The following is a 22997-nucleotide window of genomic DNA, read 5'->3' as shown; positions in this document are numbered from 1 at the left end:
GACCCGCCCCTACCGGACACGCCGTACACTGCGACGATGGCTGCCGCCGGAGCGCACCCCCAGCACCCCCAGCGCGCCATCCTCGAAGCCCTGCTGACGGATCTGTACGCGTCGCCCGTGCGGGTCGACACCTGGGGGCGCCTGGAACCCTGGGCCGTCGCGCGTGCGACGCTCCGCGGCGCGGTGGCCGTTCCCCGGAGTGTCGTCGTCAAGTGGGTGCGGAGCTGTCCGGGCGGGACCCGCACCGAACCCTGGCGACTCCGTGCCGAACTGGCCGCGCTCCGGTTCCTCTCCGACGACCTCGGTCTGTCCCTCGCCCCTCGTGTCCTCGCCGCCGACCTGCCCAAGGGACTCCTGGTTCTGGAAGACCTCGCGCCCCGCACCGCCCTGGATCACTTGCTCCGTCGTGACGGCGCCGAAGCCCACGCCGACCGCCTGGCCGAGTTCGCCCGCGCCCGCGGCGCACTCAACGCCGCCACCGCCGGCCACGCCGGCATCTACCGGGCACGGCGGACCTCCCTCGGACCGGTCGACCCGCCGTCCGACCATGTGGGCCGGTTCGCCCGGTTCCGGCACGAGGCATACGGGCACGCCACGACTCTCGGCGCACCCCTCACCGGACCGGTGGAGAGCGAACTCGGCGCAGCACTGGCCGAGTTGAGCGAACCCGGCCCCTTCCTGGCCCTCAGCAACGGCGACGCGGAGGCCAATAACGTCCTCCTCCACGAGTCCGGCCCCGCCGACGCCCGCCTCATCGATTTCGAGTCCGCCGGCTACACCCACGCCCTGGCCGACGCTGTCTGCCTGCATGTCCCCGGTCCGGCGTGGATGACCGTGGGCGACCCCGTCGCCACCGGCCTGGCCGGCCACTACCGCCGCGCCCTGGCCGACGGCGTGCCCGAGGCCGAGGACGACCGGCGGTACGGATTCGGTCTGGCGGCGGGCTGCGTCTTCTGGGCGATCGCCCGTCTGCAACGGTTCGCCCTGCTCGACGCCCGCGCGCCCGGCGACGACAGCCGACCCCAGCTCGTCGAAACGCTGGAGGCCGCGGCCCGCACCGCCGACTCCCACCGCGCCCTCCCCCACCTCGCCGGCTGGGCCCGCCGCACAGCCGGCGTGCTGCGCCGGCGCTGGCCCGACGCGGACCTGGACTTCACCGATCCGGCCGCTTTCCCGCCCTACACGGCGCGCCGCTGACGCGGAACCGCGGCGACGCGGGTGGAGCCCGGAGAACGAAGCCGTCGGCGTTACGAGCAGTCCAGCACGGCCCGCCCGTGTACCCGGCCCCGTCGCAGGCGACCGAAGATCTCCGGTGCCGCGGACAGCGGGTACTCCTCCGTCGCGACCTGGAGCGCCCCTGCACGTGCCAGTGCGATGACCTCGGTGAGTTCGGGGCGGGTGCCCCAGAAGGGCAGGGAGAGCCGGAAGCCCGGCGGCAGGAAGCCCGGTTTGCGTACCGTCAACTGACCGCCGCCGCTGCCGACCAGCGCGAGCTCTCCACCCGGGCGCAGGATGCCGGCCGTGAGTTCCAGGGTCGCCCCGTTGCCGACGAAGTCGAGCACGGCGTCCACCCCCACGCCGCCGGTTCGCGCCCTCAGCGTGCGGGCGGTGTCTGCCCGTAGGAGGGTGCCGGCATGCGCGCCGGACCGGTGTGCGAGGGCCAGGGCCTCCTCGCGGATGTCGACCGCGAGGACACGGCTCGGGGTGATCGCGCGCAGGATCTGGACCGCGAGGTGACCGAGCCCGCCGATGCCGATGACCGCCGCGGTGGTGCCCTCGCCGAGCGAGTGCCGCAGTCCGGCGACGGCATGGTAGGAGGTCAGGCCCGCGTCGGTGAGCGGGGCCGCCTGCCGGGCCGCCAGGTCGCCGATCGGCACCAGATGGCGGACGGACGGTACGAGGACGTACTCGGCCATCCCGCCGTCGCGGCCGAGGCCGGCCCCGTGCCAGCCGAGGTCGCCGCGTCGGTCGCAGTAGTTGTCCCGGCCGGAGGCGCAGCGGGCGCAGCCCCCGCAGCCCCACGGACCGTAGAGCGCGACGCGTTCACCCACCGCCGGCCCGGAGGCGTCAGGCCCGACGGCCGTGACGTGCCCGGCCACCTCGTGGCCCAGGGTGAACGGCGGCCGGTAGGGGAGCGCGCCCGGCGCCGCGTCCACGACATGCACATCGGAGTGGCAGAGTCCGGCGGCTTCCACCCGTACCAGCACCTCGGCCTCGCGGGGGACCGGCCGTTCGACGTCGGCGAGCGCCGGTTCCCGTCCCCAGGCCGTCAGCCGCACCGCCTTCACGCTCACCGTCCAGGGTCTTGTCAATTCGACGACGACGGCGACCATAACAGAGACGAAGTCAGTTCAGTATCGGAATTCAGTCGAGAGGGAGTGCCGGGATGAGCGGGGACACGCGACCGGGCCGGTTCACGGGGAAGATCGCGATGGTGACGGGAGCCGGCTCGGGCATGGGTGCGGCTGTCGCCGGGCAGCTGGCCGCCGACGGGGTGCGGGCGGTTGTGCTGGCCGACGTGAACCATGAGGCCGCCGCGGCCGTCGCGGAGAAGCTGCCCGCCGGCCGGGCGGTCGCACTCGACGTGGCGGACGCGGCCGAGGTCGACGGCGCCGTCGAGGACGTACTGCGGGAACACGGCCGGCTCGACGTCCTGGTGCACGCCGCCGGGGTCGACGACCCGGAGGCCAAGCGGTGGATCGCGGACGCGCTGGTCGAGGGCCGCCCGCCCGAGGTGACCGACCGGCTCACCGACGCGGCCTGGCGGCGCGTCCTGCGGGTCAACCTGGACGGCACGTTCCATGTGCTGCGCGCCGGGATCCGGGCGATGCGCCAGGCCGGGGCGGGTGCCATCGTCGTCGTCGGCTCCTCGTCGGCCTTCGACACCCCCGTCGGCTATCCCCATTACGCCGCGTCCAAGGCGGGTGTGCACGCTTTGAGCCAGGCCGTGGCCAAGGAGGCCATCGCGTCCGGGATCAGGGTGAACGTGGTCGCGCCCGGACCGACGGAGACGGGGATGGCGGCGCGTACGCCCGAGGCGCTGCGCACCGGTTTCGCGGATCCGCGGGTGCGCGCGTACGCGACGCCCGAGGAGATCGCCGACATCGCCCTGTTCCTGGCGAGTGACGCCGCGGCGAACCTGGTCGGCGCGGTACTGCTCGCCAACGGCGGTCGTTTCACGGCCTGAGCGGGCCCGCTCGTACGGGCCCCCGGTCTGAGCCCCGGGTCCGCGGTGCGGCGGCTGGGGGCGGGGGCTCGGACGGCCGTTCCCTCCTGTCCTGTCCAATCAACTCGTGCAGGGGTATTGCCCGCCCGGGACCCGATGCTTACCGTTCACGAATTGAGTTCAGTTTGCAATGCGCTCAGACAGCGCTGAGGTGGCGGGGCGCGCGGGCGCCCGGCGCGAGGAGACGGTCGACGTGGATCAGTTCCTGCTCGTCCTGGTGAGTGGTCTGGCCAGTGGCGCGGTGTACGGCCTCATGGGCCTCGGGCTAGTGATCATTTTTCGCGCGACGGACGTGGTCAACTTCGCGCTCGCCAGCTTGGCGACCGTGGGGCTGTACGCCGCGCTGACGCTGTACGACAGGGGCATGCCGCTGCTGCTGACCGCGGTGGCCGCGATCGTCGTGACCGCGGCGACCGGCCTGGTCGCCCGTGAGACGGTGATCAGACGGCTCGCGCAGGGCGAACTGCTCTCCGCGCTCGTCATGACCATGGGTGTCTCGCTCATCGCCGAGAGCGTCATCAGCACGATCTGGGACGACCAGCCACGGCTCTTCCCGAGCCTGGTGGAGGGATCCGTCTCGCTCGGGGACTCGGCGATACCCACGCAGAGTCTGCTGACCATCGCCGTGGCGGCCGTCGCCATGGCGCTGGTGGCGTATCTCTTCGGACGCACGACCATCGGCTCCGCCATGCGCGCCGTCGCGGAGTCCGCCGACACCGCTCAGATCCTCGGGCTCGGTTCGCAGCGCATCGCCCGGATCGCCTGGGCGCTCGGCCTCGGTCTCGCCGCGCTCGCCGCCTTCCTCTACGCGCCGCGGGCCGGACTGGTGCCGACCGTGCTCAGCGCACCGCTGTTCCGCGCCTTCGCCGGGATCTTCCTCGGTGGTCTGACCAGCATGTACGGCGCTGTCATCGGCGGGCTGACGGTCGGCGTGCTGGACAACCTGGCCGCGAGCTACGTCTCGGCCGGCTACCGCGACAGCTTTGTGTTCTCGTTCACCATCCTCGTGCTGCTGATCCGCCCCCAGGGGCTGTTCGGCGTACGCACGTTCCAGCGGGTCTGAGGGAGCGGTCCATGTCCGTCGTCAGCCGTACCAACCTCGCCAAGGCGGCGCTCGGGCCGCTCGCCGCGGCCGTGCTCATCGTCGTACTGAACGCCGGAGCCATCCCTCCGTACCAGGCGTACTCCGTGGGGCTCGCGGCCGTCTACACCGTTCTCGTCCTCTCGGTCAATCTGCTCGCCGGGTGGGCCGGCATCTGGTCCATCGCACATCCCGCGCTCTTCGCCCTGGGCGCCTACTTCGCGGCGTACGGGAGCACGCACGGCTGGTCGCTGGAGGTCGTGGTGCTCGGCGCGACCGGATGCGGCGCGGCACTGGGGGCGTTCCTGGGGTCCGCGGGCGCGCGGTTCTCGATGCTGTACGTGGCCCTGCTGACGCTCGCGTTCACCATGGTGTCCCTGGAGGTGATGGGCCAGTGGACCAGCGTGACCGGCGGTGACCAGGGCATCGCGATGGAGAGGCTGGACAGCGCACTGGGCCTCGGCACCCTGGCCAGCGCCGGTACGCAGGCGCAGTACATCGCCGTGGGCGTGGCCGGGATCGCGCTCGCGGTGGCGGCGCTGGCCCGTCCCAGCGCCTTGCGGATGCGGCTGGTCGCGGCCAAGTCCCATCCGATGGCGGCCCGTTCGATCGGCATCGCGCCCGAGGCCCAGTCGGCGCTCGCCTTCGCGGTGAGTGCCGCGTTCGCCGCGCTGGCCGGAGTGCTGCTGGCCCTGGTCGTCGGGTTCGTCAGCCCGGACCCGTTCTCGCTGACACTGGCGATCTCGCTGATCGCCGCGTGCGTGCTCGGCGGTGCGGGCAAGGTGCTGGGCGCGGTCGTCGGTGGCGCGTACCTGACCTGGGCGCCCGCGGCCGCCGAGAGTGTGGGTGTGGCGCAGCCCGTCCTCCAAGGGGTCGTGCTCATCGGCGCGCTGCTGTTCCTGCCGGGCGGAGTGGTGCCCTTCCTCGGGCGGCTCGTCCGCCGGTCGCGGCGGCCTTCCGCCCAGCGGTCCCCGGCTCCGGCGGCGCCTCCCGAAGAGGCCCCGCGGTCCGTGCCCGCACCCCCGGCAACAGCTCCCGAACTGCTGCGACTTGACGAGGTGGCGGTCACTTTCGGCGGCCTCAGGGCACTCGAAGGCGCCTCGCTGTCCGTACGCGCCGGTGAGACCCTCGCGATCATCGGGCCCAACGGCGCAGGCAAGACGACACTGCTGAACGTGCTGTCCGGGCTCGTCGGCGGCGGACGGGTGGCGGGCAGCGCCCGGTACGACGGCGGATTCCTGCTGAAGACCCGCGCCACCGCCCGTCGCGGGCTCGGCATCGGGCGCACTTTCCAGCACGCGGAGACGTTCGGCGAGCTGACCGTCATGGAGAACGTGCTCTGCACCCGCCGCCGTATCACCGCGCACAACCGTGCCAGAGCCGTCCAACTGCTGGACAGTGTGGGCCTCGCGCACGTCGCGGACCGCTACCCGGACGAGCTGCCATTCGGCCTGCACAAACGCCTGGACCTGGCCAGGGCGCTCGCCGAGGAGCCCGAACTGCTCATCCTGGACGAGCCGTTCGGGGGTCTCGACGCCGGTGAACGCACCCTGCTCGCGCGCCAGATCGTACGGCAGCAGGAGCGCGGCACCGCTGTTGTGATCATCGACCATGTCCTCGACGATCTGTTCGCCGTCGCCCACCGCGTGGTCGCCCTCGACTTCGGCCGCCCGATCGGCGAGGGAGAGCCCGGCAAGATCCTGGACGATCCCCGGGTGCGCTCCTCCTACCTGGGCCAGAGCGGTGCGCGGGGCGAACTCCCACGCCGGGACGGTACCGAAGGCGCCGCCGTGGAACTCCACGGTGTGCACCACGCCTACGGCGGGATCACCGCTCTGCGCGGGCTCGACCTCACCATTCCCCGGGGCAGCGTGGTCGGCGTCGTCGGGGCCAACGGCGCGGGCAAGAGCACGCTGGGCCGGATCCTGCACGGTACGCTCGCGCCCACCCGGGGCCGGCGCGCGGTGCGGGGAGACCTGAGTACGGCGCTGGTGCCCGAAGGCCGCGCACTGTTCAAAACCCTGTCCCTGCGGGAGAACCTGGAGGTCGCCGCGTACGCCGCGGGCGTCAGGGGAGCGGAGTTGAGGGCGCGGCTCAAGGAGACCGCCGGGTGGCTGCCGCCGCGGCTGCGCGAGCGGATGGGCATGCCCGCCGCCGGACTCTCCGGAGGCGAGCAGCAGATCCTGGCGATCGCGCGGGCCCTGATGGCGCGGCCCGGCCTGCTGATCGTCGATGAACCGGCGCTCGGCCTGTCCCCGGCGATGGTCGACGAGGTGTACGCCCGCCTCGGCCTGCTCGCCCGCGAGGGCATGACCGTCGTCCTGCTGGAGCAGTCGCTCGGCCGCGCGGCGTCCGCCTGCCACGAGGTGGTGGTGCTGCACGAGGGCGGCATCGCCGTCAGTGGCGAGCCCGCCGACCCGACGTTCCTCGCCCGAGCCGAACGGGCCTACTTCGACGGGCAGGACGACGCTCCGGTGGCCGCCGCACAGGGCTGAGGACCGTTCCTGCCCTCCTCCCCCCCTCGGTACGACACGAGCACCCCGGTACGACACGAGCACGATGGAGACTCCATGCACCCCCGTCACCCGGAGATCGACCCCCAACTGCTGTCCGAGACCGAGGAACAACGGGAACTCCGCTCCGTCCTGCGGGACTTCTTCACCTCGGTGAGCGGGCCCGAGGATGTCCGCGGGCACCTGGCCACCCCACGCGGGCACGACGAAGCGCTGTGGGCGCGGATGGCGGGCGAGATCGGTGTGCACGGGCTGGCGATTCCCGAGGAGTACGGCGGGTCCGGCTGCACCTTCGCGGAACTCGCCGTGGCCCTGGAGGAGTCCGGGCGCGCGCTGTGCTGCGCCCCGCTGCTGCCCACGGTGGTCCTCGCCGCGCACACCCTGCTGAACAGCGGGGACCGGCAGGCGTGCGAGCGCTATCTGCCGCGGATCGCGAACGGCGCGCTCACCGCGACCGTGGCCGGTTTCCACGGCGACGAGCCCAGCATCGGCGCCGAGCGGGGGAGTTCGGGATGGGTGCTGCGCGGTGCGGCGGACTTCGTGCTCGACGGCGCCGGTGCGGATCTGATCCTGGTGCGGGCCAGGACACCCGACGGTGCTCGGCTGTTCGCCTGCGAGCCGACCGCGGACAGCTGCCCGCGGACACCGCGCCGCGTCCTGGACGAGACGCGCCGCCAGGCACTCGTGGAGTTCCATGGCGCGCCCGCCACACGCGTCGGCGAGTCGGGCGAGGTGGCGGCGACCCTCGACACCGGACGGGCCGCGCTCGCCGCCGAGCAGGTCGGCGGCAGCAGCCGCGTACTGGACGCCACGGTCGAATTCGTCCGGGAACGCCGCCAGTTCGGGCGCCCCATCGGCTCCTTCCAGGCGGTCAAGCACCGGCTGGCCGATGTGCTGGTCGCCCTTGAGGCGGCGCGCTCGGCGTCCGCGTACGCGACCGCCTGTGTCGCCGTCGCGTCGCCGCAGCTCCCGGTGGCCGCCGGAGCCGCCGCCGTGGTCTGCTCCGAGACCTTCCGCCTCGCGACGGCCGAGTACGTCCAGCTGCACGGCGGGATCGGCTTCACCTGGGAGCACCCGGCGCACCTGTACGTACGCCGGGCACGCAGCGGTGAAGTCCTGTTCGGCACCGCGGGCGGGCACCGCGCCCGGCTCGCCGGGCTCATCGGTCTCGCCTCCGGGGCTGCCGGCTGAAAAAGTGAAGTCAATTCAGTTCGCGTTCATTCAGTGCGATGGCACGGCAGGGTGCCGGACGGAAGCGATCCCGAGGAGGAACGATGCTGGCCGCCAGGCTGTACGGAGCCAAGGACCTGCGGATCGAGGAGATGCCCGAGCCCGAGGCAGGGCCGGGCGAGGTGAAGATCCGCGTGGCGTACGCGGGGATCTGCGGCACCGATGTGCACGAGTACTTCGAGACGCCACGTGCCACGCACGAACCCAACCCGCTGACCGGTGCCACCCTGCCGCAGACGCTGGGGCACGAGTTCGCCGGGACCGTGGTGGCCCGCGGCGAAGGCGTCGGCCGGGTCGCGCCGGGCGACCGGGTCTGCGTCCGGCCGATCCGCACCTGCGGGGTGTGCCCGCGCTGCACATCCGGACTCTCCCATCTGTGCACGGCGCTGGCGGCGATCGGGGTGACCTCTCCCGGCGGCGGACTCGCCCAGTACGTCCTCGCGCCGGCCGGCTCCGTGCATCTGCTGCCCGACAGCCTTTCGCTGGAACAGGGCGCGCTGGTCGAGCCCATGGCGGTGGCCCTGAACGCCGTGGAGCGGGCCCGCGTGCGCGCCGGGGGCAGCGCGCTGGTGACGGGGGCGGGCGCGGTGGGCATGGGCGCGCTGTTCGCGCTCAGGGCGCACGGCGTCCACGACGTGGTCGTGGTGGAGCCCTCGCCGTCCCGGCGCGCGGCGGCGCGGCGGCATGGCGCCCGCGTACTCGATCCCGGCGCGGACGACGTGGTGGAGCGGGTGATGCGGCACACCCGGGGCCGCGGTGTGGACGCCGCCATCGAGTGCGCGGGCCGGCCGGAGGCGCTGGACACCGCCATCCGCTCGGTGGCCGCCCGGTCGCCGGTCGTGATGGTGGCTCTGTACTCGGGCCCGGTCGCCATCGACGCCTCCGTGGTGCGCCTGGCCGAGCTCGCCCTGCTGGGCTGCGAGGCGTATCCCGACGGCGTCTTCGAGCGGGTCATCGAGCACATGGCCGCCGGGCACTACCCGATGGACGGCTGGCTCGACCACATCCCGCTCGCCGACGCCCGCGCGGGGTTGCGTGACGTCCGCGACGGGCGGCGGCTCAAGGTTCTCGTCGACATTCCGGTGCCGGGCGGCGGTTGATCCGGCGGGCCCGGGGGGCGTCACCGGGCCAATCTCGGTGCGGGGGTTGACAGTGGATCACCCGCTCTTCACACTCGTAGTGAATTCAGTTCAGTTTGGAGGATCAGAGATGGCAGTGGAAGACGAGATCCAGTTCGAGCGTGACGGCCATGTCGCCCGGGTCTGGCTCAACCGCCCGTGGAAGAAGAACTGCGTCACGGTGCCGATCCTGGACCGGCTCGACGAGATCATCACCGAGGTCGACGAAGACCCCGAGCTGCGGGTTCTGGTGGTCCGCGGTCGCGGCGGCACCTTCTGCTCGGGCTTCGACCTCGACAGCCTGAAGGCGGAGTACGTCGGCAAGTCGAACGCCATCGACGTCGCGGTCAAGTCCGCCAAGGTGTGCGACCGCCTCTACTCGATGAAGACCCCCTCGGTCGCGGTCCTGGAGGGCCATGTCACCGCGGGCGGCTTCGAGATCATGATCTCCTGCGACTTCGCCATCGCCGCGGACGACGCCAAGATCGGTGACTTCCACATCCGCCGCGCGCTGTTCGGCGGGGCCGGCCCGATCTACCGGGTGCCGCGCATGATCGGCATCCGCAAGACCAAGGAACTGATGCTCACCGGCAAGCTGCTGTCCGGCACCGAGGCCGCCGAGTTCGGCCTGATCAACAGGTCGGCCCCGGCCGGCGAACTGGACGAGACGGTCCAGGACTTCATCGGCGACCTCATCGACAAGAGCCCGTTCACGATGTGGCTCACCAAGATGACGATCGACCGGAGTCTGGACGCCGACACCCAGTCGCTGATGGTGATGGAGCACCTCGCCGTCGGCGTGGCGCTCAACTCCGAGGACGCGAACGAGGGAGTCTCGGCGTTCCTGGAGAAGCGCGAACCGAAGTGGCAGGGGCGCTGATCCGGATGACCACGGATCCGCGGAGTCCGGCCGCCGGGCTTCCGGGCTCGCGTTGCACCGGCTGCTCGGTGGCGTTCTACCCCGCGGACGACGCGTGCCCACGCTGCGGAGGGCCCGCCTCCCCGGCGGCCCTGGCCGGCGGCGGCACGCTGTGGACGTGGACGGTGCAGCGGTACGCGCCCAAGTCGCCGCCGTACCAGGCTCCGTCGGGCGGCTTCGTACCGTTCGCGCTCGGCTATGTCGAGCTGGCGGAGGGCGTACGGGTGGCGGCGGTACTCGACGTCGACGACCTGGACGAGATCCGGATCGGTATGCCCCTCACGGTGACCGCGGGCGACGGGGTCCCCCGGGCCCGCCTCACCACCGGCCGTACCACCGGCCGAGAGGAGGGCTCGTGAGCACTGACGTGCTGATCTGCGGTGCCGGGCGTACCCCGTTCGGCCGGACGGAAGCCTCCGGCCGCCGGCTGGCGGTCGGCGCGGTGAACGCCGCGCTGGCGGACGCCGGGATCGAGTGGTCGCGGGTGCGGGCCGCGTTCGGCGGCAGCGACAGCGCCGGGCTCGCCGATACGCTGGTGGCCCAACTCGGCCTGACCGGGCTGCCGTTCGTGAATGTCAGGAACGGCTGCGCGACCGGCGGCAGCGCACTGATCTCCGCCGTGAACGCGATCCGCTCCGGCATGGCGGACGTCGTCCTCGCCGTCGGCTTCGACAAGCACCCGCGCGGCGCCTTCGACCCACGGCCCGGGGACTGGGGACTGGGCGAGGAGTACGGCAGCGACGGGCTGATGGTGACCACACAGTTCTTCGGCATGAAGATCCAGCGCTATATGCACGATCACGGGATCACGCCGGGGACCCTCGCACTGGTCGCCGAGAAGGCGTACCGCAACGGATCCCGCACCCCCGAGGCCTGGCGCCGCACGCCGGTGTCCGCCACCGAGATCCTGGACTCCGGCATGGTCAGTGACCCGCTGACCCGCTACATGTTCTGCTCCCCGGGGGCGGGCGCCGCCGCGCTGGTCCTCTGCTCGCCCGAGGCCGCCCGCGCCCTGGACGGCCCGACGGTCACCCTGCGGTCGGCGGCCGTACGCACCCGGCGCTTCGGCTCGTTCGAGGTGTTCAGCCCCTGGATACCCGGGGGCGAGCTGACCAGTGTCAGCCGCGATGCCTCGGCAGCCGCCTTCGAGGAGGCGGGAACCGGCCCCGGCGACGTCGACGTCTGCCAGCTCCAGGACACCGAGAGCGGCGCCGAGGTCATGCACATGGCCGAGTGCGGATTCTGCGAGGACGGCGAACAGGAGCGGCTGATCGCTTCAGGTGCGACGGACATCGGCGGAGCGCTGCCGGTCAACACCGACGGCGGCTGCATCGCCAACGGCGAACCCATCGGAGCCTCAGGGCTGCGCCAGGTCTATGAGGTGGTCCAGCAACTGCGCGGCCGGGCCGGCGAACGCCAGGTCCCCGGCGAACCCAGGGTCGGTTTCACCCATGTGTACGGCGCCCCGGGCGTGAGCGCCTGCACGGTGCTGTCCCGCTGAACGCCCCGCCGAATCGAGGTGCAGGAAGAAGATGAGCGCTATCCCGGAACCCGAGGAGTTCCGCGCGCGGGCCCGGCAGTGGCTCGCCACGGTCGCCCGGCCTCGTACCGCCGACGAGGAGTGGGGCAGCGGCTCCGACTCCGTCGCCGTGTTCGAGAACTGGACCGGGCAGCAGGAGCGTGAGCACACCGCCCGCACCCAGGAGTGGGAGCGCACGCGTTACGACCAGGGGTGGGGTGCGCTCAACTGGCCGGAAACATACGGGGGGCGCGACCTGCCCGGGTACTACGAGCAGCTCTACCGGGCCGAGGAAGCGGCCTTCGACGTGCCGCGCCGCAGCGAGATCTTCCCGGTGACGCAACAGCTCGTCGCCCCCGCGATCGGCATCTGGGGCACCGAGGAACAGAAGCGGCGCTGGCTGCGGCCCATGCTGCGCGCCGATGAGCTGGCCTGCCAGCTCTTCTCGGAGACCGAGGCCGGCTCCGACCTCGCCGCGGTGCGTACGAAGGCGGTGCGCGACGGCGACGACTGGGTGCTCCAGGGGCACAAGGTGTGGACCTCCGGCGCGCCGGTCGCGACCTGGGGGGTCGCGGTGTGCCGCACCGATCCCGACGTACGCAAGCACGCGGGCATCACCGTCTTTCTGGTGCGCATGGACGCCCCGGGCGTGACCGTACGGCCCATCCGGCAGATGACCGGCGGCGCCAGCTTCAACGAGGTCTACCTCGACGGTGTCGTCGTACCCGACACCGACCGGCTCGGACCGGTCGGCGAGGGCTGGGGCGTCACACTCAGCGTGCTGGCCGCCGAACGGCTCGACTCCGGCAACCTCGGCCTGGACAACGCCGACCGGGCGCTGCGACTGGCCCGGAACCGGTCCGTTCCCCTCACCGGCGGCGAACAGCGGCAGGCCGCCGACCTCTACGTCCGCGCCCTCGTACAACGGCTCATCGGGCTGCGGGTGACCGGCGCCCTCGTCGCCGGACGCGAGCCGGGCGCCGAAGCCTCGGTGGGCAAGCTGTACGCCACGGAGACCATGCGGCGCACCAGCGATCTGGTGTCGGAACTGCTCGGCCCGCGCCTCGTCGCGGACACGGGGGAGTGGGGCACCTATGCCTGGACGGAGCACCTGCTCGGCGCGCCCGGCTACAGCATCGCGGGCGGCACCGACGAGATCCAGCGCACCATCCTCGCCGAGCGTGTGCTCGGTCTGCCCAAGGAGCCCGCCCGATGAACATGGCCACCTCGGTCCCGGAGCTGACCGGACGGGTCCGGGCCCGGCTCGCCACGCTGCGTCCCGGGGTGTCCATCGGTGAGCTGACCCCTCTGCCGGGCGGCCACTCGGGGCTGACGTACGCGGTCACCGCGGGGGACGCGGCCTACGTCATCAAGGCGGTGCCCCCGGGGCAGCGCCCCATCGGCCGCAACGACGTGCTGCGTCATGCGCGGGTGCTGGGCGCGCTGGCCGCCTCCGCGGTGCCGGTGCCGGGCGTCGCGGCCGTCGACGAGGCACAACCCGCCTGGTTCGCCATGGACTTCGCCGAGGGGGAGGCCGTCGAGCCGGTACTCGACGAGCCGGAGGTGCCCGCCGCGACGGCGTCGGCGCGGATGTTGGAGATCGCCTCCGTGCTGCGGCGGCTGCACGGCACCGGTGTCCGTACCCCGGGGCTCGACGCGCCCGAACCGCTCGACGCGCCCGGCGAGCTGGCGCGGTGGCAGCGCACCCTGCGGGCGGTACCGGCCGAACTGCGCCCGGGAGGTGAGGAGTTGCTGCGACGCCTTGCCGCCGACGTGCCCGCGGGCCTCCCGCCGGTGCTGCTGCACGGCGACTTCCGGCTCGGCAATGTGCTGTGTTCCGGCACGCGCGCGGTGGCGGTCGTTGACTGGGAGATCTGGAGCGTCGGCGACCCGCGCGTCGACCTCGGCTGGTTCCTGCTCTTCGCCGACCACCGCAACTTCCCCCGGCTCGGTCGCGCCGTGCCCGGCCTGCCCACCGAGAGCGAACTGCTGGACACCTACCTCGAAGGCCGTCCCGCGCTGCCCGGGATGGACTGGTTCCGGGCCCTCGCCCGCATGAAGATGGCCGCCATCATGGGCCACAACCTGCGTCGGCACCGCGAGGGCAAGCACCACGACCCGGACCAGGAGCGACTGCCGCCCACCATCGCCGCGATGATCCGCACGGCGCGCGACATCCTCGGCTGATCCGCGCCGACCACACACACCACAGCACTTGGGCGTACGCCGGGCCCGTCGCCGGCGAAGAGGAGCAATCGTGGATTTCGGATTCTCGCCACGGGCGAGTGAACTCCAGGACCGCATGCGGTCGTTCATGGAACAGCACGTCTTTCCCGCCGAAGCCGTCTACGACAGGCAGCTGGCCGAGGTGGCCGACCCGCACGCGCTGCCACCGGTGATGACCGAGCTGAAGGAGAAGGCGCGCGCCGAGGGCCTGTGGAACCTCTTCATGGCGCACGGCGAGTGGGGGGCGGGACTCACCAACCTGGAGTACGCGCCGCTCGCCGAACTGGCGGGCCGCTCCCTCATCGGCCCCGAGGTGTTCAACTGCTCGGCGCCCGACACGGGCAACATGGAGCTGCTCGCCCTGTACGGCACGTCCGAGCAGCAGGAGCGCTGGCTGCGGCCCCTGCTGGAGGCCGAGATCCGCTCCTGCTTCGCGATGACCGAACCCGAGGTCGCCAGCTCCGATGCCCGCAACATCCGGACCCGCGTCACGCGCGAGGGCGACAGCTACGTCGTCAACGGTCGCAAGTGGTACACCTCCGGGATTCTCGACCCCGACTGCGAGCTGATCATCCTGATGGGCAGGACCGACCCGGACGCGCCCACGTACCGGCAACAGAGCATGCTGCTCATCCCCCGTGACACGCCGGGCATCACGGTCCTGCGCGACCTGCCGATGTTCGGCTACAGAGACCGGCTCGGACATGGTGACGTGCTCTTCGAGAACGTCCGCGTGCCGGTGGAGAACATCCTCAGGGGCGAGGGGGAGGGCTTCGCGCTCGCCCAGGGGCGGCTCGGCCCCGGGCGCATGCACTACGCGATGCGCGCCGTCGGCTTCGCCGAGCGTGCCCTGCGGCTGATGTGCGAGCGCGCCACCGAACGCGTCGCCTTCGGCGGACCGCTCGCCGACCGGGGCGTGGTGCGCGAATGGATCGCCCGCAGCCGTATCGAGATCGAGCAACTGCGCCTCCTCGTCCTCAAGTCCGCCTGGCTGATGGACACCGTGGGCAACGCCGGCGCCCGTATGGAGGTCGCCGCGATCAAGGTGGCGGCGCTGGAGGTCGCCCACCAGGTGGTCGACCGCGCGGTCCAGACGCACGGAGCGGCAGGGGTGAGTGACGACACCGTACTGGCCCGGCTGTACGCCATCACCCGGGCGCTGCGCATCGCCGACGGCCCCGACGAGGTCCATCTGCGCACCGTGGCACGCCAGGAACTCGCCCGGTACGAGAAGAGCGGCACGAAGGCAGGGGCAGCGTGAGCGCCGGAATCCTCGACGGCCGCGTGGCCGTGATCACCGGTGGATCCCGTGGCATCGGCCTCGGTATCGCCGCCGCCTACCGGGCCGCCGGCGCGCAGGTGGTGATCGCGGCCCGCAAGGCGGCAGGGCTCGCCGAGGCCCGCGAGGAACTGCTGCGCGTCGACGGCGACGGCGACGTGCACACGGTCGTGGCCAACGCCGGCGAACCCGACCAGGCCGCGGCCTGCGTCGACGAGACGATGACCCGTTTCGGCCGGGTCGACATTCTCGTCAACAACGCGGCGACCAACCCGTACAACGGCGACCTGGTCGACCTGGACCTGCCGCGCGCGGAGAAGACCGTACGGGTCAACCAGTACGGGATGATCGCCTGGACCCGTTGCGCCTGGCGGGCCTGGATGGCCGAACACGGGGGAACGGTGGTCAACATCGCCTCCGTCGGCGGGCTGATCGTCGATCCGCACATCGGCTACTACAACGCCACCAAGGCCGCCATGCTCCATATGACCCGGCAGCTCGCCTACGAACTCGGGCCGCGGGCACGGGTGAACGCCATCGCCCCCGGGCTGGTCAAGACGGAACTGGCGCGTGCGGTGTGGGAGGTCCGCGAGCCCGTCCTCACCGCCAGACTGCCGATGCGGCGGCTCGGCACGGTCGAGGACGTGGCGAACGCGGCGCTGTTCCTCGCCTCCGACGCCTCCTCCTGGATGACCGGCCAGACGCTGGTGCTCGACGGCGGCGCGACCGCCCTGCCGATCGGGGTGGCCGAGTGAGCGCACCGCGACCCGCGTCCGAGCTGTTCTCGCTGGCGGGCAGGACGGCGATCGTCACCGGGGCCTCCGCGGGGCTCGGCGCACGGTTCGCCACCGTACTCGCGGGGGCCGGCGCCACCGTGTTCGCCGCCGCCCGTCGCGTCGGCCGGCTGACGGAACTCGCCGACGCCGACGCGCGTATCCACCCCGTCGCCTGCGATGTCTCGCTGGCCGCCGACCGGGCGAGGCTGGTCGAGACGGCCCTGACCACCACCGGTCGTGTCGATGTCCTGGTCAACAACGCGGCCACCTCGGGCGAGAGACGTGCCGAGGACGAATCCCCGGACACCTTCGCCGAAGTGCTCGGTGTGAACCTCACCGCGCCGTTCCACCTCGCCCGGCTCGCCGCCGAGGCCCCCGCCCACGCGGAGGCGCCCGTCGGGGGCAGGAGCGTCATCAACGTCTCGTCCATCCTCGGCCTGGTCTCCGCCGCCCCGCTCGGCGGTGCCGGCTACGCGGCGTCCAAGGCCGGGCTGATCGGCCTGACCCGCGAGCTGGCCGGTCAGTGGGGCCGCGACGGCGTCCGCGTCAACGCACTGGCTCCGGGCTGGTTCCGCACCGAGATGACCGCGGACCTCTTCGGCGACGAGCGCTCCGGCCGCTGGGTCGAGCGCAACACACTGCTGCGCCGCGGCGGCGACGGCCATGAACTCGACGGTGCGCTGCTCTTCCTGGCCTCGGACGCCTCCTCGTACTGCACCGGGCAGGTCCTGACCGTCGACGGCGGATGGACCGCGCGATGAGCGTCGGCATCGAGATCGAGGACGGCGGCCTCGCCCGCGTCACCCTGCGCCGTGGCGAGGCGGGCAACGCCATCGGCCTGGCGACGGCGCGCGCCCTCCTCGACGCGGCGCGGGCCTGCGAGCGTCGGGCGGTACGAGCCGTCCTGCTCACCGGCGAGGGGAGGTCCTTCTGTGTCGGCGGCGACCTCAGGGAGTTCTCCCGCCTCTCCGGCGAGGCGCTGGAGAAACACCTCGTCGCGGTCACCGACGCGCTGCACGACGCCCTGCGCACGTTCGCCGCGATCGACGCGCCCATGGTGGCCGCCGTCCAGGGCGCCGTCGCGGGCGCGGGCATCGGGCTGGCCGCGGCCGCCGATGTGACCCTCGCCGCCGACAACGCCTCCTTCACCACCGCCTACACCGGAGTCGGCTACGCGCCGGACGCCGGAGTGAGCTGGTCGCTGCCCCGCCTCATCGGCCCCAAGCGAGCCCTGGACCTGCTGCTGACGAACCGCCGGATACCGGCGGCGGAAGCCGCCGCGATCGGACTGGTGAGCCGGGTCGTCACCGCCGGCCGGCTGGCGGCCGAGGCCACGCGTACGGCCGAGGCCCTGCGCCGCGGTCCCACCGCCGCCTTCGGAGCCACCCGCCGGCTTGTCGCCTCCGGTCTGGCCTCGGACCTCGGCCCGCACCTGGACCGGGAGGCTCGCGCGCTCGCCACCGCGGCGGTCTCCGACGCGGGCCGCGAGGGTGTCGCCGCCTTCCTCGGCAAGCGGCCGCCCGACTTCACGCGCGTCGCGCCCGGACCCTGATCCCGCACCTCAACCATGGAGCCCACCGTGCCGGAAGCATTCATCGTCGGAGCCGTACGTACCCCCGTCGGCCGCCGCAAGGGCGCGCTGAGCGGTGTCCACCCCGCCGACCTCGGCGCCCAGGTGCTGCGCGCGCTGCTGGAGCGTACGGGCGTCGACCCGGCCGTGGTCGATGACGTGTTCTTCGGCTGCGTCAGCCAGATCGGCGCGCAGACCGGCAACATCGCACGCACCGCGTGGCTGTCGGCCGGGCTGCCGCAGCACGTACCCGGCACCACCATCGACCGTCAGTGCGGCTCCTCTCAGCAGGCCGTGCACTTCGCCGCCCAGGCGGTCGGGTCCGGCGCCGCCGACCTGGTGGTCGCCGGCGGCGTGGAGGTGATGAGTCTGGTGCCGATCGCCAGCCCGGTGTACGTCGGCGAGGAGGCCGGCCTGGGCAGCCCTTACGCGGGGGACGGCTGGCGCGAGCACTTCGGCGACGAGGAGGTGTCCCAGTTCCGTGGCGCCGAACTGATCGCCGAGAAGTGGGCGATCTCCCGCGCGGACATGGAGCGGTTCGCTCTCACCAGTCACCGGCGGGCGCTCGCCGCCCAGGCGGGAGGAGTCTTCGACGACGAGATCGTCCCCGTCCTCGGCCTCACCGCCGACGAGGGCCCGCGCGCCGACACCACGCCGGAGAAGATGGCGCGGCTGAAGACCCTCGTCGAGGACGGCCGGCTGACCGCCGCCGTTTCCAGCCAGATATCCGACGGCGCCGCCGCCCTGCTGATCGCCTCCGAGCGAGCGGTACGCCGCCACGGTCTGACCCCGCTGGCCCGTGTGCACACCATGGCCGTGGTGGGCTCCGACCCGGTGCTCATGCTGACGGGGCCGATCCCCGCCACCGAGAAGGTCCTGGACAGGGCGGGTCTGTCGATCGACCGGATCGACCTGGTCGAGATCAACGAGGCCTTCGCCTCCGTCGTGCTCGCCTGGCAGAAGGAGACCGGTGCCGTCCCTGAGCGGGTCAACGCCTTCGGCGGTGCGATCGCGCTCGGGCATCCGCTCGGTGCCACCGGCGCCCGGCTCATGACCACGCTCGTCCACCAGCTGCGCAGGACCGGCGGGCGCTACGGACTGCAGACGATGTGTGAGGGTGGCGGCATGGCCAACGCGACCGTGCTGGAAGCCCTGTGATACGTCCGATTGGCAACTGAGTTCAACTTGGGTCTACTCTCGGGTACGCACACGGTGGTGACGGCCATGGAGAGAGGTCATGACAGGGATCGTTGAACCGGAGGCGGGACCGAGGTCCAAGCGCGCCGCCATTCTCACGGCCGCCGTGGACTGCTTCGGCGAGACCGGCTTCGAGGCCACCAAGTGGTCGACCGTCGCCGAGCGGGTGGGCATCGGACAGACCGCCCTCTACCACTACTTCGAGTCCAAGACCCACTGTCTGCTCACCATCATGCGGCTCGAACTCCAGCGGTCCCACGATCTGTTCGTCGAGGCGACCAAGGACAGCGAGGACCCTGTCGAGGCGCTGCGGGCCGCGGTCCGCGCGGCGTACGACGTCTCCGCTCACGAGGTCCTGCAGATGCGCATTCTGCAGAACCACATGGACCTGCTGTCCGGTTCCCGCCGGTCCAAGCGTGAGGAGGCCGAGCGGGTCGCGGCCCGCCAGTTGGTCCAGGTCGTCGAGAGGGACTGGACCAACCTGCTGGTGAAGGGCATGTCCCAGGGCGCCTTCCCGCTGCGGGACGCGCAACTGCTGGGCGCGAGTGTGCTGGGCCTGATCGTCAGTGTGTGGCGGTGGTACCGGCCGTCAGGACCCACGCCGCTGTCGGAGATCAGCGAGCTGATCGAGGGCGCCTGCGTGCGTATGGTCGCCTCCTGACGCGCTGAGTGCTTCCGTGCGTCTCGTGGCCCCCTGACGGATGTCCGTCAGGGGGCCACGCCGCTGTGCCGTCCCGGATCCCCGGTGACCGGGTGCGTGACCAGCCATTGCCAGGCGTGTTTCCACGGGATTAAAATCCCCCCGGGAATTGAACTGAACTCAGGTTGATCTGGGGAGAGGTCATGCGACGACGCACGACGCGCGCGCTCATCGCCGCACTTGCCGCCATGCTCGCCCTGGTGGCGAGCGCCTGCGGCAGCGGCGGCCCCTCGGCGGCGGGGGACGACAGAACCATCAGGATCGGCGCGTGGTACCCGCTCACGGGCGCCCTGGCCTCCTTCGGCATCCCCGAGCGGGCGGGCGCGGACGCGTACTTCAAGTCGGTCAACGCACGCGGCGGGATCAACGGTCGCACGATCGACTGGATCGTCAAGGACAACGCCTACGATCCCCAGCAGACCGTGCAGATCGCCCGCCGGCTCGTGGACCAGGACAGGGTCGTGGCGATCGTCGCCACCAACGGCACCGCCCAGTCCCAGGCCACCTTCCCCTTCGTCCTGGAGCAGTCGAAGGTGCCGGTCCTCAACACGCTGGGCGGGGACGCGTCCTGGTACCGGCCGGCCCGCGACGGGCTGTTCGGTCTGCAGACCCTGTACGAGGACCAGGCGGCCGCGCTCGGGGACTGGGTGGCGCGCGACGGAGCGAAGAAGGTGCTCGTCGTGCACAGCGATCCGGCGGCTTTCCTCAAGGTCGCCGAGGAGATCGGTCCCGCTGCCCGCAAGACCGATCCGTCGGTCCGGGTGAAACAACTGCCGGTGAAGTTCCAGACCACCGACTACAGCCCGGTGATCAGCAAGGTGAAGGCCGAGAAACCCGACGCCGTCGTGCTGATCCTCGCATCCGCCGAGGCCGCGTCCTACCTCAAGGAGGCCAGGCTGCAGGGGCTGTCCACGCCCGTGTACGGCTACGCGCCGGTGGCCGCCCAGTCCACGCTCACGCTGGCGGGCAAGGCGGCCGAAGGGGTCAGGGCGGTGCAGCTGGTCAAGTCACCGCATGACGACGACCCCGCCATCAAGGAGTTCCGCGCGGCGATGGCGAAGTACGAGCGGGGGCAGCCGGCCGACTTCATCACCCTCTGGGGCTGGGCCGCGGCGAAGGCGTTCGTCGAGATCGCCAGGACCATCGACGGGCCGGTCACCTCCGAGTCACTGACCCGGGCCTACGAGAACGCCCGCCACGTCGACACGGGCGTGGCGCCGGTGCTCAGCTTCTCCGCCGGCCGCCACCTCGGCACCCGCGACGTACAGAAGGTCGTCGTCAGGAACGGCCGCTGGGAGTCGAGGGGTGACTTCTTCACCCCGCCCGTCCGAGACTGAGGTCACGCCACGTGCCCGCCACCGACGGATATCCATCCGATCAGCCGCAAGGCAGCGAGAGGACCAAGTATGGCCAGCGTGTTGCGCGCCTACATGGCACGCATGGACAGCGACCACCCCGAGCAGGCGCTCGAACTGCTCGCGCCCGGCTTCCGTTTCCGCATCGCCCTGCCGGGCCGTGAGACGACGGGATGGTCCAAGGACGACTTCGCCGACTACCTCGCGGGCCGCAACGCCGTCGAGAGGTCGCACGAAATCCTCCGTCACAGCTCCGACGGTGATCTGGAGACCGTCTACGGAGTGGTGACCGAGTCCGGGAAGGCCGTCGGCTCATTCCTGTCGGCCGCCGTGATCACGCCCGACGGGCGGATGGCGCGCTACCAGTCGTACTTCACCACGACGTACGACCTCATCGACCGTCCCGAGTAGCCGGCCATGCCCCGACAGGTGTCGCCCACGCGCGGCTCTCCACACCACAGGAGTTACCCATGACGGTAGAAACGCAGGTGGACGTCGTCGTGCTCGGCGCCGGGCTGGCGGGCCTGAGCGCGGCTGCCACGGCCGTGGCGGAAGGGGCCTCGGTGCTGGTGCTGGAGGCCGCGGCGACGGTCGGCGGATCCGCCGCGATCTCGGGCGGTTACGTCTGGGCCATCGAGAGCGCCGAACGGCTGCGCGAGGAGGACCCGGGCCGCTTCCAGCGTCACGGTCAGCTCGTCGTCGACGGCTATCGCGAGGCCGTCGACTGGCTCACCGGCCTGGTCCCGCCGCTCACCGGCGAGGAACGGGCCCTCGCCGGCCGTGGCCACAAGTTCGACATGCCGGTGGTGATCGCGCATCTGGTACGGGCGGTGACGGCGGCCGGCGGGCGCCTCGTCGCCGAGGCGCGGACGGAGGACATCACACGGACCGGGACCGGTTATGTGACCACCGCGTCCACCCCGGACGGCGTTCTGCGGATCACCAGCACCTCGGTGGTGCTGGCCACCGGCGGGCGGCAGGCCGATCCACGGGTGCGGGCCTCGCTCGTGGGCGGCGACTTCGTGCCACCGCTGCGGGGAAACCCGCACTCGCGGGGTACCGGAATGGCCCTCGCCGAGCGTCTCGGCGGCTCCGCCAACACCGCGAACACCGGCTTCTACGGTCACCTCTTCGCGTCCGGCGTCCAGTCGCTCTCGCACATCGACTTCATCACCTTCGCGCTCTACCACAGCGGTCTCGGCGTTCTCCTCGACCGGTCCGGACGCCGGTTCACCGACGAGCGGCGGGGCGACCACAACAACGCGATGGCGCTGGCCGCACACGGCGGGCGAGGACTGCTGCTGTGGTCGGAACAGGTCCAGCGGGACGCCGCGCAGGCGCCCTTCGTACCCGGCACCCCGCGCCTCGACCGGTGGGCGTTCAGCCGGGACCGCGGCGGCCGGGCCACGGTCGCCCACGATCTCGGCGCGCTGCTGCCCGTACTGCGGGAATGGGGGTACGACGAGCCCGATCTGGACGACGGGACACGAGCCCGTCTCGGCCCTGGCCGAGTCTTCGCCGCGGACGTCGTCCCCGCGATCACCTTCACCTTCGGCGGCATCGAGGTGGACGGCGAAGGCGCCGTCGTGGACGCGGCCGGCCGGCCGGTCCGCGGACTGTACGCCGCGGGCGCCGATATGGGGGACGCCTACCACGAGGGATACGGCGGCGGGCTGTGCCTGGCCGTCGTCTCCGGCCGCCGGGCGGGCCGGCTGGCCGCGGACCGGGCACGGCGCGGAACGCCGGCGTCCGTGGCGAACCGACCGTAGGCGAGCCGCACGCGCTCACCGGACCATCGTCAAGGAAGCCGACATGACCGACACGACCACCAACACCGACACAACGACCGACACCGACACAACGACCGACACCGACACAACCGCCGACACCGGCACAGGCACCGCCCCGGCGGCCCCCGGCCCCGCCCCATTCCTGACCGCGTGGTTCGAGATCCTCGACAGTGACGAGCCGTCCAGGATCCTCGACCTGATCAGCGACGACTTCTCCCTCTCCATCCTGTTCTCCACCGGCGACGGCAACGCGACCGACTTCGCCGGGGACCGCGCCGCGCTGGTCGGCTACCTCGAACAGCGCGAGAGGGGCACGCGTACCCACCATCTGCTGTCCGCGACCACCCTCGGCCAGGACGAGCTCTTCCTCGGCGAGGTGCGGCGCGGGGGCGTTCCCGAGGCGAGTTTCGTCGCCGCCGGGCGGGTGGACGAAAGCGGCCGGCTACAGCGTCTGCTGATCGGCCGGTCGTCCGAGATCCGCTTCGACTGAACACGTAC

The 22997-nt window shown here is 72.0% G+C and carries 22 protein-coding genes; 21 read left to right on the top strand and 1 reads right to left on the bottom strand.

Annotated elements, in window-relative coordinates:
• Positions 1 to 36: 36 nt before the first annotated feature.
• Positions 37 to 1197, top strand: coding sequence for a phosphotransferase family protein (locus ACFRKB_RS10095; protein WP_383104843.1), 1161 nt, complete (start codon positions 37 to 39; stop codon positions 1195 to 1197).
• Positions 1198 to 1247: 50 nt separating this feature from the next.
• On the opposite strand, the gene ACFRKB_RS10090 is transcribed toward ACFRKB_RS10095, so the two are convergent.
• Positions 1248 to 2288 (bottom strand): NAD(P)-dependent alcohol dehydrogenase, encoded by a 1041-nt coding sequence (locus tag ACFRKB_RS10090; RefSeq protein ID WP_383105121.1) that lies wholly within the window; start codon positions 2286 to 2288, stop codon positions 1248 to 1250.
• Between the two features lie 98 nt (positions 2289 to 2386).
• Here ACFRKB_RS10090 and ACFRKB_RS10085 point away from each other — a divergent pair, with 98 nt between their 5' ends.
• The 20 genes from ACFRKB_RS10085 (at position 2387) to ACFRKB_RS09990 (ending at position 22989) form a co-directional block, all read left to right on the top strand.
• A complete protein-coding gene (locus ACFRKB_RS10085) occupies positions 2387 to 3187 on the top strand; it encodes an SDR family oxidoreductase (protein WP_383104841.1) in 801 nt (266 codons plus the stop codon).
• A gap of 169 nt (positions 3188 to 3356) precedes the next feature.
• Positions 3357 to 4289 (top strand): branched-chain amino acid ABC transporter permease, encoded by a 933-nt coding sequence (locus ACFRKB_RS10080; protein WP_383104839.1) that lies wholly within the window; start codon positions 3357 to 3359, stop codon positions 4287 to 4289.
• An 11-nt stretch (positions 4290 to 4300) separates the two neighbouring features.
• Positions 4301 to 6802 (top strand): ATP-binding cassette domain-containing protein, encoded by a 2502-nt coding sequence (locus ACFRKB_RS10075; RefSeq protein WP_383104837.1) that lies wholly within the window; start codon positions 4301 to 4303, stop codon positions 6800 to 6802.
• A gap of 75 nt (positions 6803 to 6877) precedes the next feature.
• Positions 6878 to 8011, top strand: coding sequence for an acyl-CoA dehydrogenase family protein (locus ACFRKB_RS10070; protein WP_383104835.1), 1134 nt, complete (start codon positions 6878 to 6880; stop codon positions 8009 to 8011).
• Between the two features lie 83 nt (positions 8012 to 8094).
• Positions 8095 to 9150: an alcohol dehydrogenase catalytic domain-containing protein gene (locus tag ACFRKB_RS10065; RefSeq protein WP_383104834.1), complete on the top strand. Its 1056-nt coding sequence runs from the start codon at positions 8095 to 8097 to the stop codon at positions 9148 to 9150.
• 109 nt (positions 9151 to 9259) lie between these two features.
• Positions 9260 to 10048: an enoyl-CoA hydratase/isomerase family protein gene (locus ACFRKB_RS10060; protein ID WP_383104832.1), complete on the top strand. Its 789-nt coding sequence runs from the start codon at positions 9260 to 9262 to the stop codon at positions 10046 to 10048.
• A gap of 5 nt (positions 10049 to 10053) precedes the next feature.
• On the top strand, positions 10054 to 10446 hold the full coding sequence (locus ACFRKB_RS10055; RefSeq protein WP_383104830.1) for a Zn-ribbon domain-containing OB-fold protein: 393 nt from the start codon (positions 10054 to 10056) through the stop codon (positions 10444 to 10446).
• On the top strand, positions 10443 to 11588 hold the full coding sequence (locus tag ACFRKB_RS10050; protein ID WP_383104828.1) for a thiolase family protein: 1146 nt from the start codon (positions 10443 to 10445) through the stop codon (positions 11586 to 11588). Before ACFRKB_RS10055 ends, ACFRKB_RS10050 begins: the two co-directional genes overlap by 4 nt.
• Before the next feature lie 31 nt (positions 11589 to 11619).
• A complete protein-coding gene (locus ACFRKB_RS10045) occupies positions 11620 to 12822 on the top strand; it encodes an acyl-CoA dehydrogenase family protein (protein WP_383104826.1) in 1203 nt (400 codons plus the stop codon).
• Positions 12819 to 13793 carry a phosphotransferase family protein gene (locus tag ACFRKB_RS10040; RefSeq protein WP_383104825.1) on the top strand — a complete coding sequence of 325 codons (975 nt, stop codon included), beginning with the start codon at positions 12819 to 12821 and terminating at the stop codon, positions 13791 to 13793. The genes ACFRKB_RS10045 and ACFRKB_RS10040 overlap by 4 nt, the downstream gene beginning before the upstream one ends.
• 70 nt (positions 13794 to 13863) lie before the next feature.
• Positions 13864 to 15093: an acyl-CoA dehydrogenase family protein gene (locus ACFRKB_RS10035; protein ID WP_383104823.1), complete on the top strand. Its 1230-nt coding sequence runs from the start codon at positions 13864 to 13866 to the stop codon at positions 15091 to 15093.
• Entirely contained in the window at positions 15090 to 15866 is a 777-nt protein-coding gene (locus tag ACFRKB_RS10030) for an SDR family oxidoreductase (RefSeq protein WP_383104821.1), read from the top strand. The genes ACFRKB_RS10035 and ACFRKB_RS10030 overlap by 4 nt, the downstream gene beginning before the upstream one ends.
• Positions 15863 to 16648: an SDR family NAD(P)-dependent oxidoreductase gene (locus tag ACFRKB_RS10025; RefSeq protein ID WP_383104820.1), complete on the top strand. Its 786-nt coding sequence runs from the start codon at positions 15863 to 15865 to the stop codon at positions 16646 to 16648. Before ACFRKB_RS10030 ends, ACFRKB_RS10025 begins: the two co-directional genes overlap by 4 nt.
• Positions 16645 to 17439 (top strand): enoyl-CoA hydratase/isomerase family protein, encoded by a 795-nt coding sequence (locus tag ACFRKB_RS10020; protein WP_383104818.1) that lies wholly within the window; start codon positions 16645 to 16647, stop codon positions 17437 to 17439. The genes ACFRKB_RS10025 and ACFRKB_RS10020 overlap by 4 nt, the downstream gene beginning before the upstream one ends.
• A gap of 27 nt (positions 17440 to 17466) precedes the next feature.
• Complete coding sequence (locus ACFRKB_RS10015) at positions 17467 to 18615, top strand: acetyl-CoA C-acetyltransferase (protein WP_383104816.1); 1149 nt, start codon at positions 17467 to 17469, stop codon at positions 18613 to 18615.
• A gap of 79 nt (positions 18616 to 18694) precedes the next feature.
• Entirely contained in the window at positions 18695 to 19315 is a 621-nt protein-coding gene (locus ACFRKB_RS10010; RefSeq protein ID WP_365971220.1) for a TetR family transcriptional regulator, read from the top strand.
• A 182-nt stretch (positions 19316 to 19497) separates the two neighbouring features.
• Positions 19498 to 20691 carry an ABC transporter substrate-binding protein gene (locus tag ACFRKB_RS10005; protein WP_383104815.1) on the top strand — a complete coding sequence of 398 codons (1194 nt, stop codon included), beginning with the start codon at positions 19498 to 19500 and terminating at the stop codon, positions 20689 to 20691.
• A gap of 69 nt (positions 20692 to 20760) precedes the next feature.
• On the top strand, positions 20761 to 21120 hold the full coding sequence (locus ACFRKB_RS10000; RefSeq protein ID WP_383104814.1) for a nuclear transport factor 2 family protein: 360 nt from the start codon (positions 20761 to 20763) through the stop codon (positions 21118 to 21120).
• 59 nt (positions 21121 to 21179) lie between these two features.
• On the top strand, positions 21180 to 22478 hold the full coding sequence (locus ACFRKB_RS09995; protein WP_383104812.1) for an FAD-binding protein: 1299 nt from the start codon (positions 21180 to 21182) through the stop codon (positions 22476 to 22478).
• 43 nt (positions 22479 to 22521) lie between these two features.
• Complete coding sequence (locus tag ACFRKB_RS09990) at positions 22522 to 22989, top strand: hypothetical protein (RefSeq protein WP_383104811.1); 468 nt, start codon at positions 22522 to 22524, stop codon at positions 22987 to 22989.
• Positions 22990 to 22997: the final 8 nt, after the last annotated feature.

It is taken from the genome of Streptomyces scopuliridis (assembly GCF_042790125.1).
Lineage (GTDB): Bacteria > Actinomycetota > Actinomycetes > Streptomycetales > Streptomycetaceae > Streptomyces > Streptomyces scopuliridis_A.
This window is presented reverse-complemented; position numbering and strand designations above follow the sequence as displayed.

Coding starts and splice junctions, on each gene's coding strand:
- ACFRKB_RS10095 (WP_383104843.1), top strand. CDS start 37: ATGGCTGCCGCCGGAGCGCACCCCCAGCACCCCCAGCGCGCCATCCTC.
- ACFRKB_RS10085 (WP_383104841.1), top strand. CDS start 2,387: ATGAGCGGGGACACGCGACCGGGCCGGTTCACGGGGAAGATCGCGATG.
- ACFRKB_RS10080 (WP_383104839.1), top strand. CDS start 3,357: ATGCGCTCAGACAGCGCTGAGGTGGCGGGGCGCGCGGGCGCCCGGCGC.
- ACFRKB_RS10075 (WP_383104837.1), top strand. CDS start 4,301: ATGTCCGTCGTCAGCCGTACCAACCTCGCCAAGGCGGCGCTCGGGCCG.
- ACFRKB_RS10070 (WP_383104835.1), top strand. CDS start 6,878: ATGCACCCCCGTCACCCGGAGATCGACCCCCAACTGCTGTCCGAGACC.
- ACFRKB_RS10065 (WP_383104834.1), top strand. CDS start 8,095: ATGCTGGCCGCCAGGCTGTACGGAGCCAAGGACCTGCGGATCGAGGAG.
- ACFRKB_RS10060 (WP_383104832.1), top strand. CDS start 9,260: ATGGCAGTGGAAGACGAGATCCAGTTCGAGCGTGACGGCCATGTCGCC.
- ACFRKB_RS10055 (WP_383104830.1), top strand. CDS start 10,054: ATGACCACGGATCCGCGGAGTCCGGCCGCCGGGCTTCCGGGCTCGCGT.
- ACFRKB_RS10045 (WP_383104826.1), top strand. CDS start 11,620: ATGAGCGCTATCCCGGAACCCGAGGAGTTCCGCGCGCGGGCCCGGCAG.
- ACFRKB_RS10040 (WP_383104825.1), top strand. CDS start 12,819: ATGAACATGGCCACCTCGGTCCCGGAGCTGACCGGACGGGTCCGGGCC.
- ACFRKB_RS10020 (WP_383104818.1), top strand. CDS start 16,645: ATGAGCGTCGGCATCGAGATCGAGGACGGCGGCCTCGCCCGCGTCACC.
- ACFRKB_RS10010 (WP_365971220.1), top strand. CDS start 18,695: ATGACAGGGATCGTTGAACCGGAGGCGGGACCGAGGTCCAAGCGCGCC.
- ACFRKB_RS10005 (WP_383104815.1), top strand. CDS start 19,498: ATGCGACGACGCACGACGCGCGCGCTCATCGCCGCACTTGCCGCCATG.
- ACFRKB_RS10000 (WP_383104814.1), top strand. CDS start 20,761: ATGGCCAGCGTGTTGCGCGCCTACATGGCACGCATGGACAGCGACCAC.
- ACFRKB_RS09995 (WP_383104812.1), top strand. CDS start 21,180: ATGACGGTAGAAACGCAGGTGGACGTCGTCGTGCTCGGCGCCGGGCTG.
- ACFRKB_RS09990 (WP_383104811.1), top strand. CDS start 22,522: ATGACCGACACGACCACCAACACCGACACAACGACCGACACCGACACA.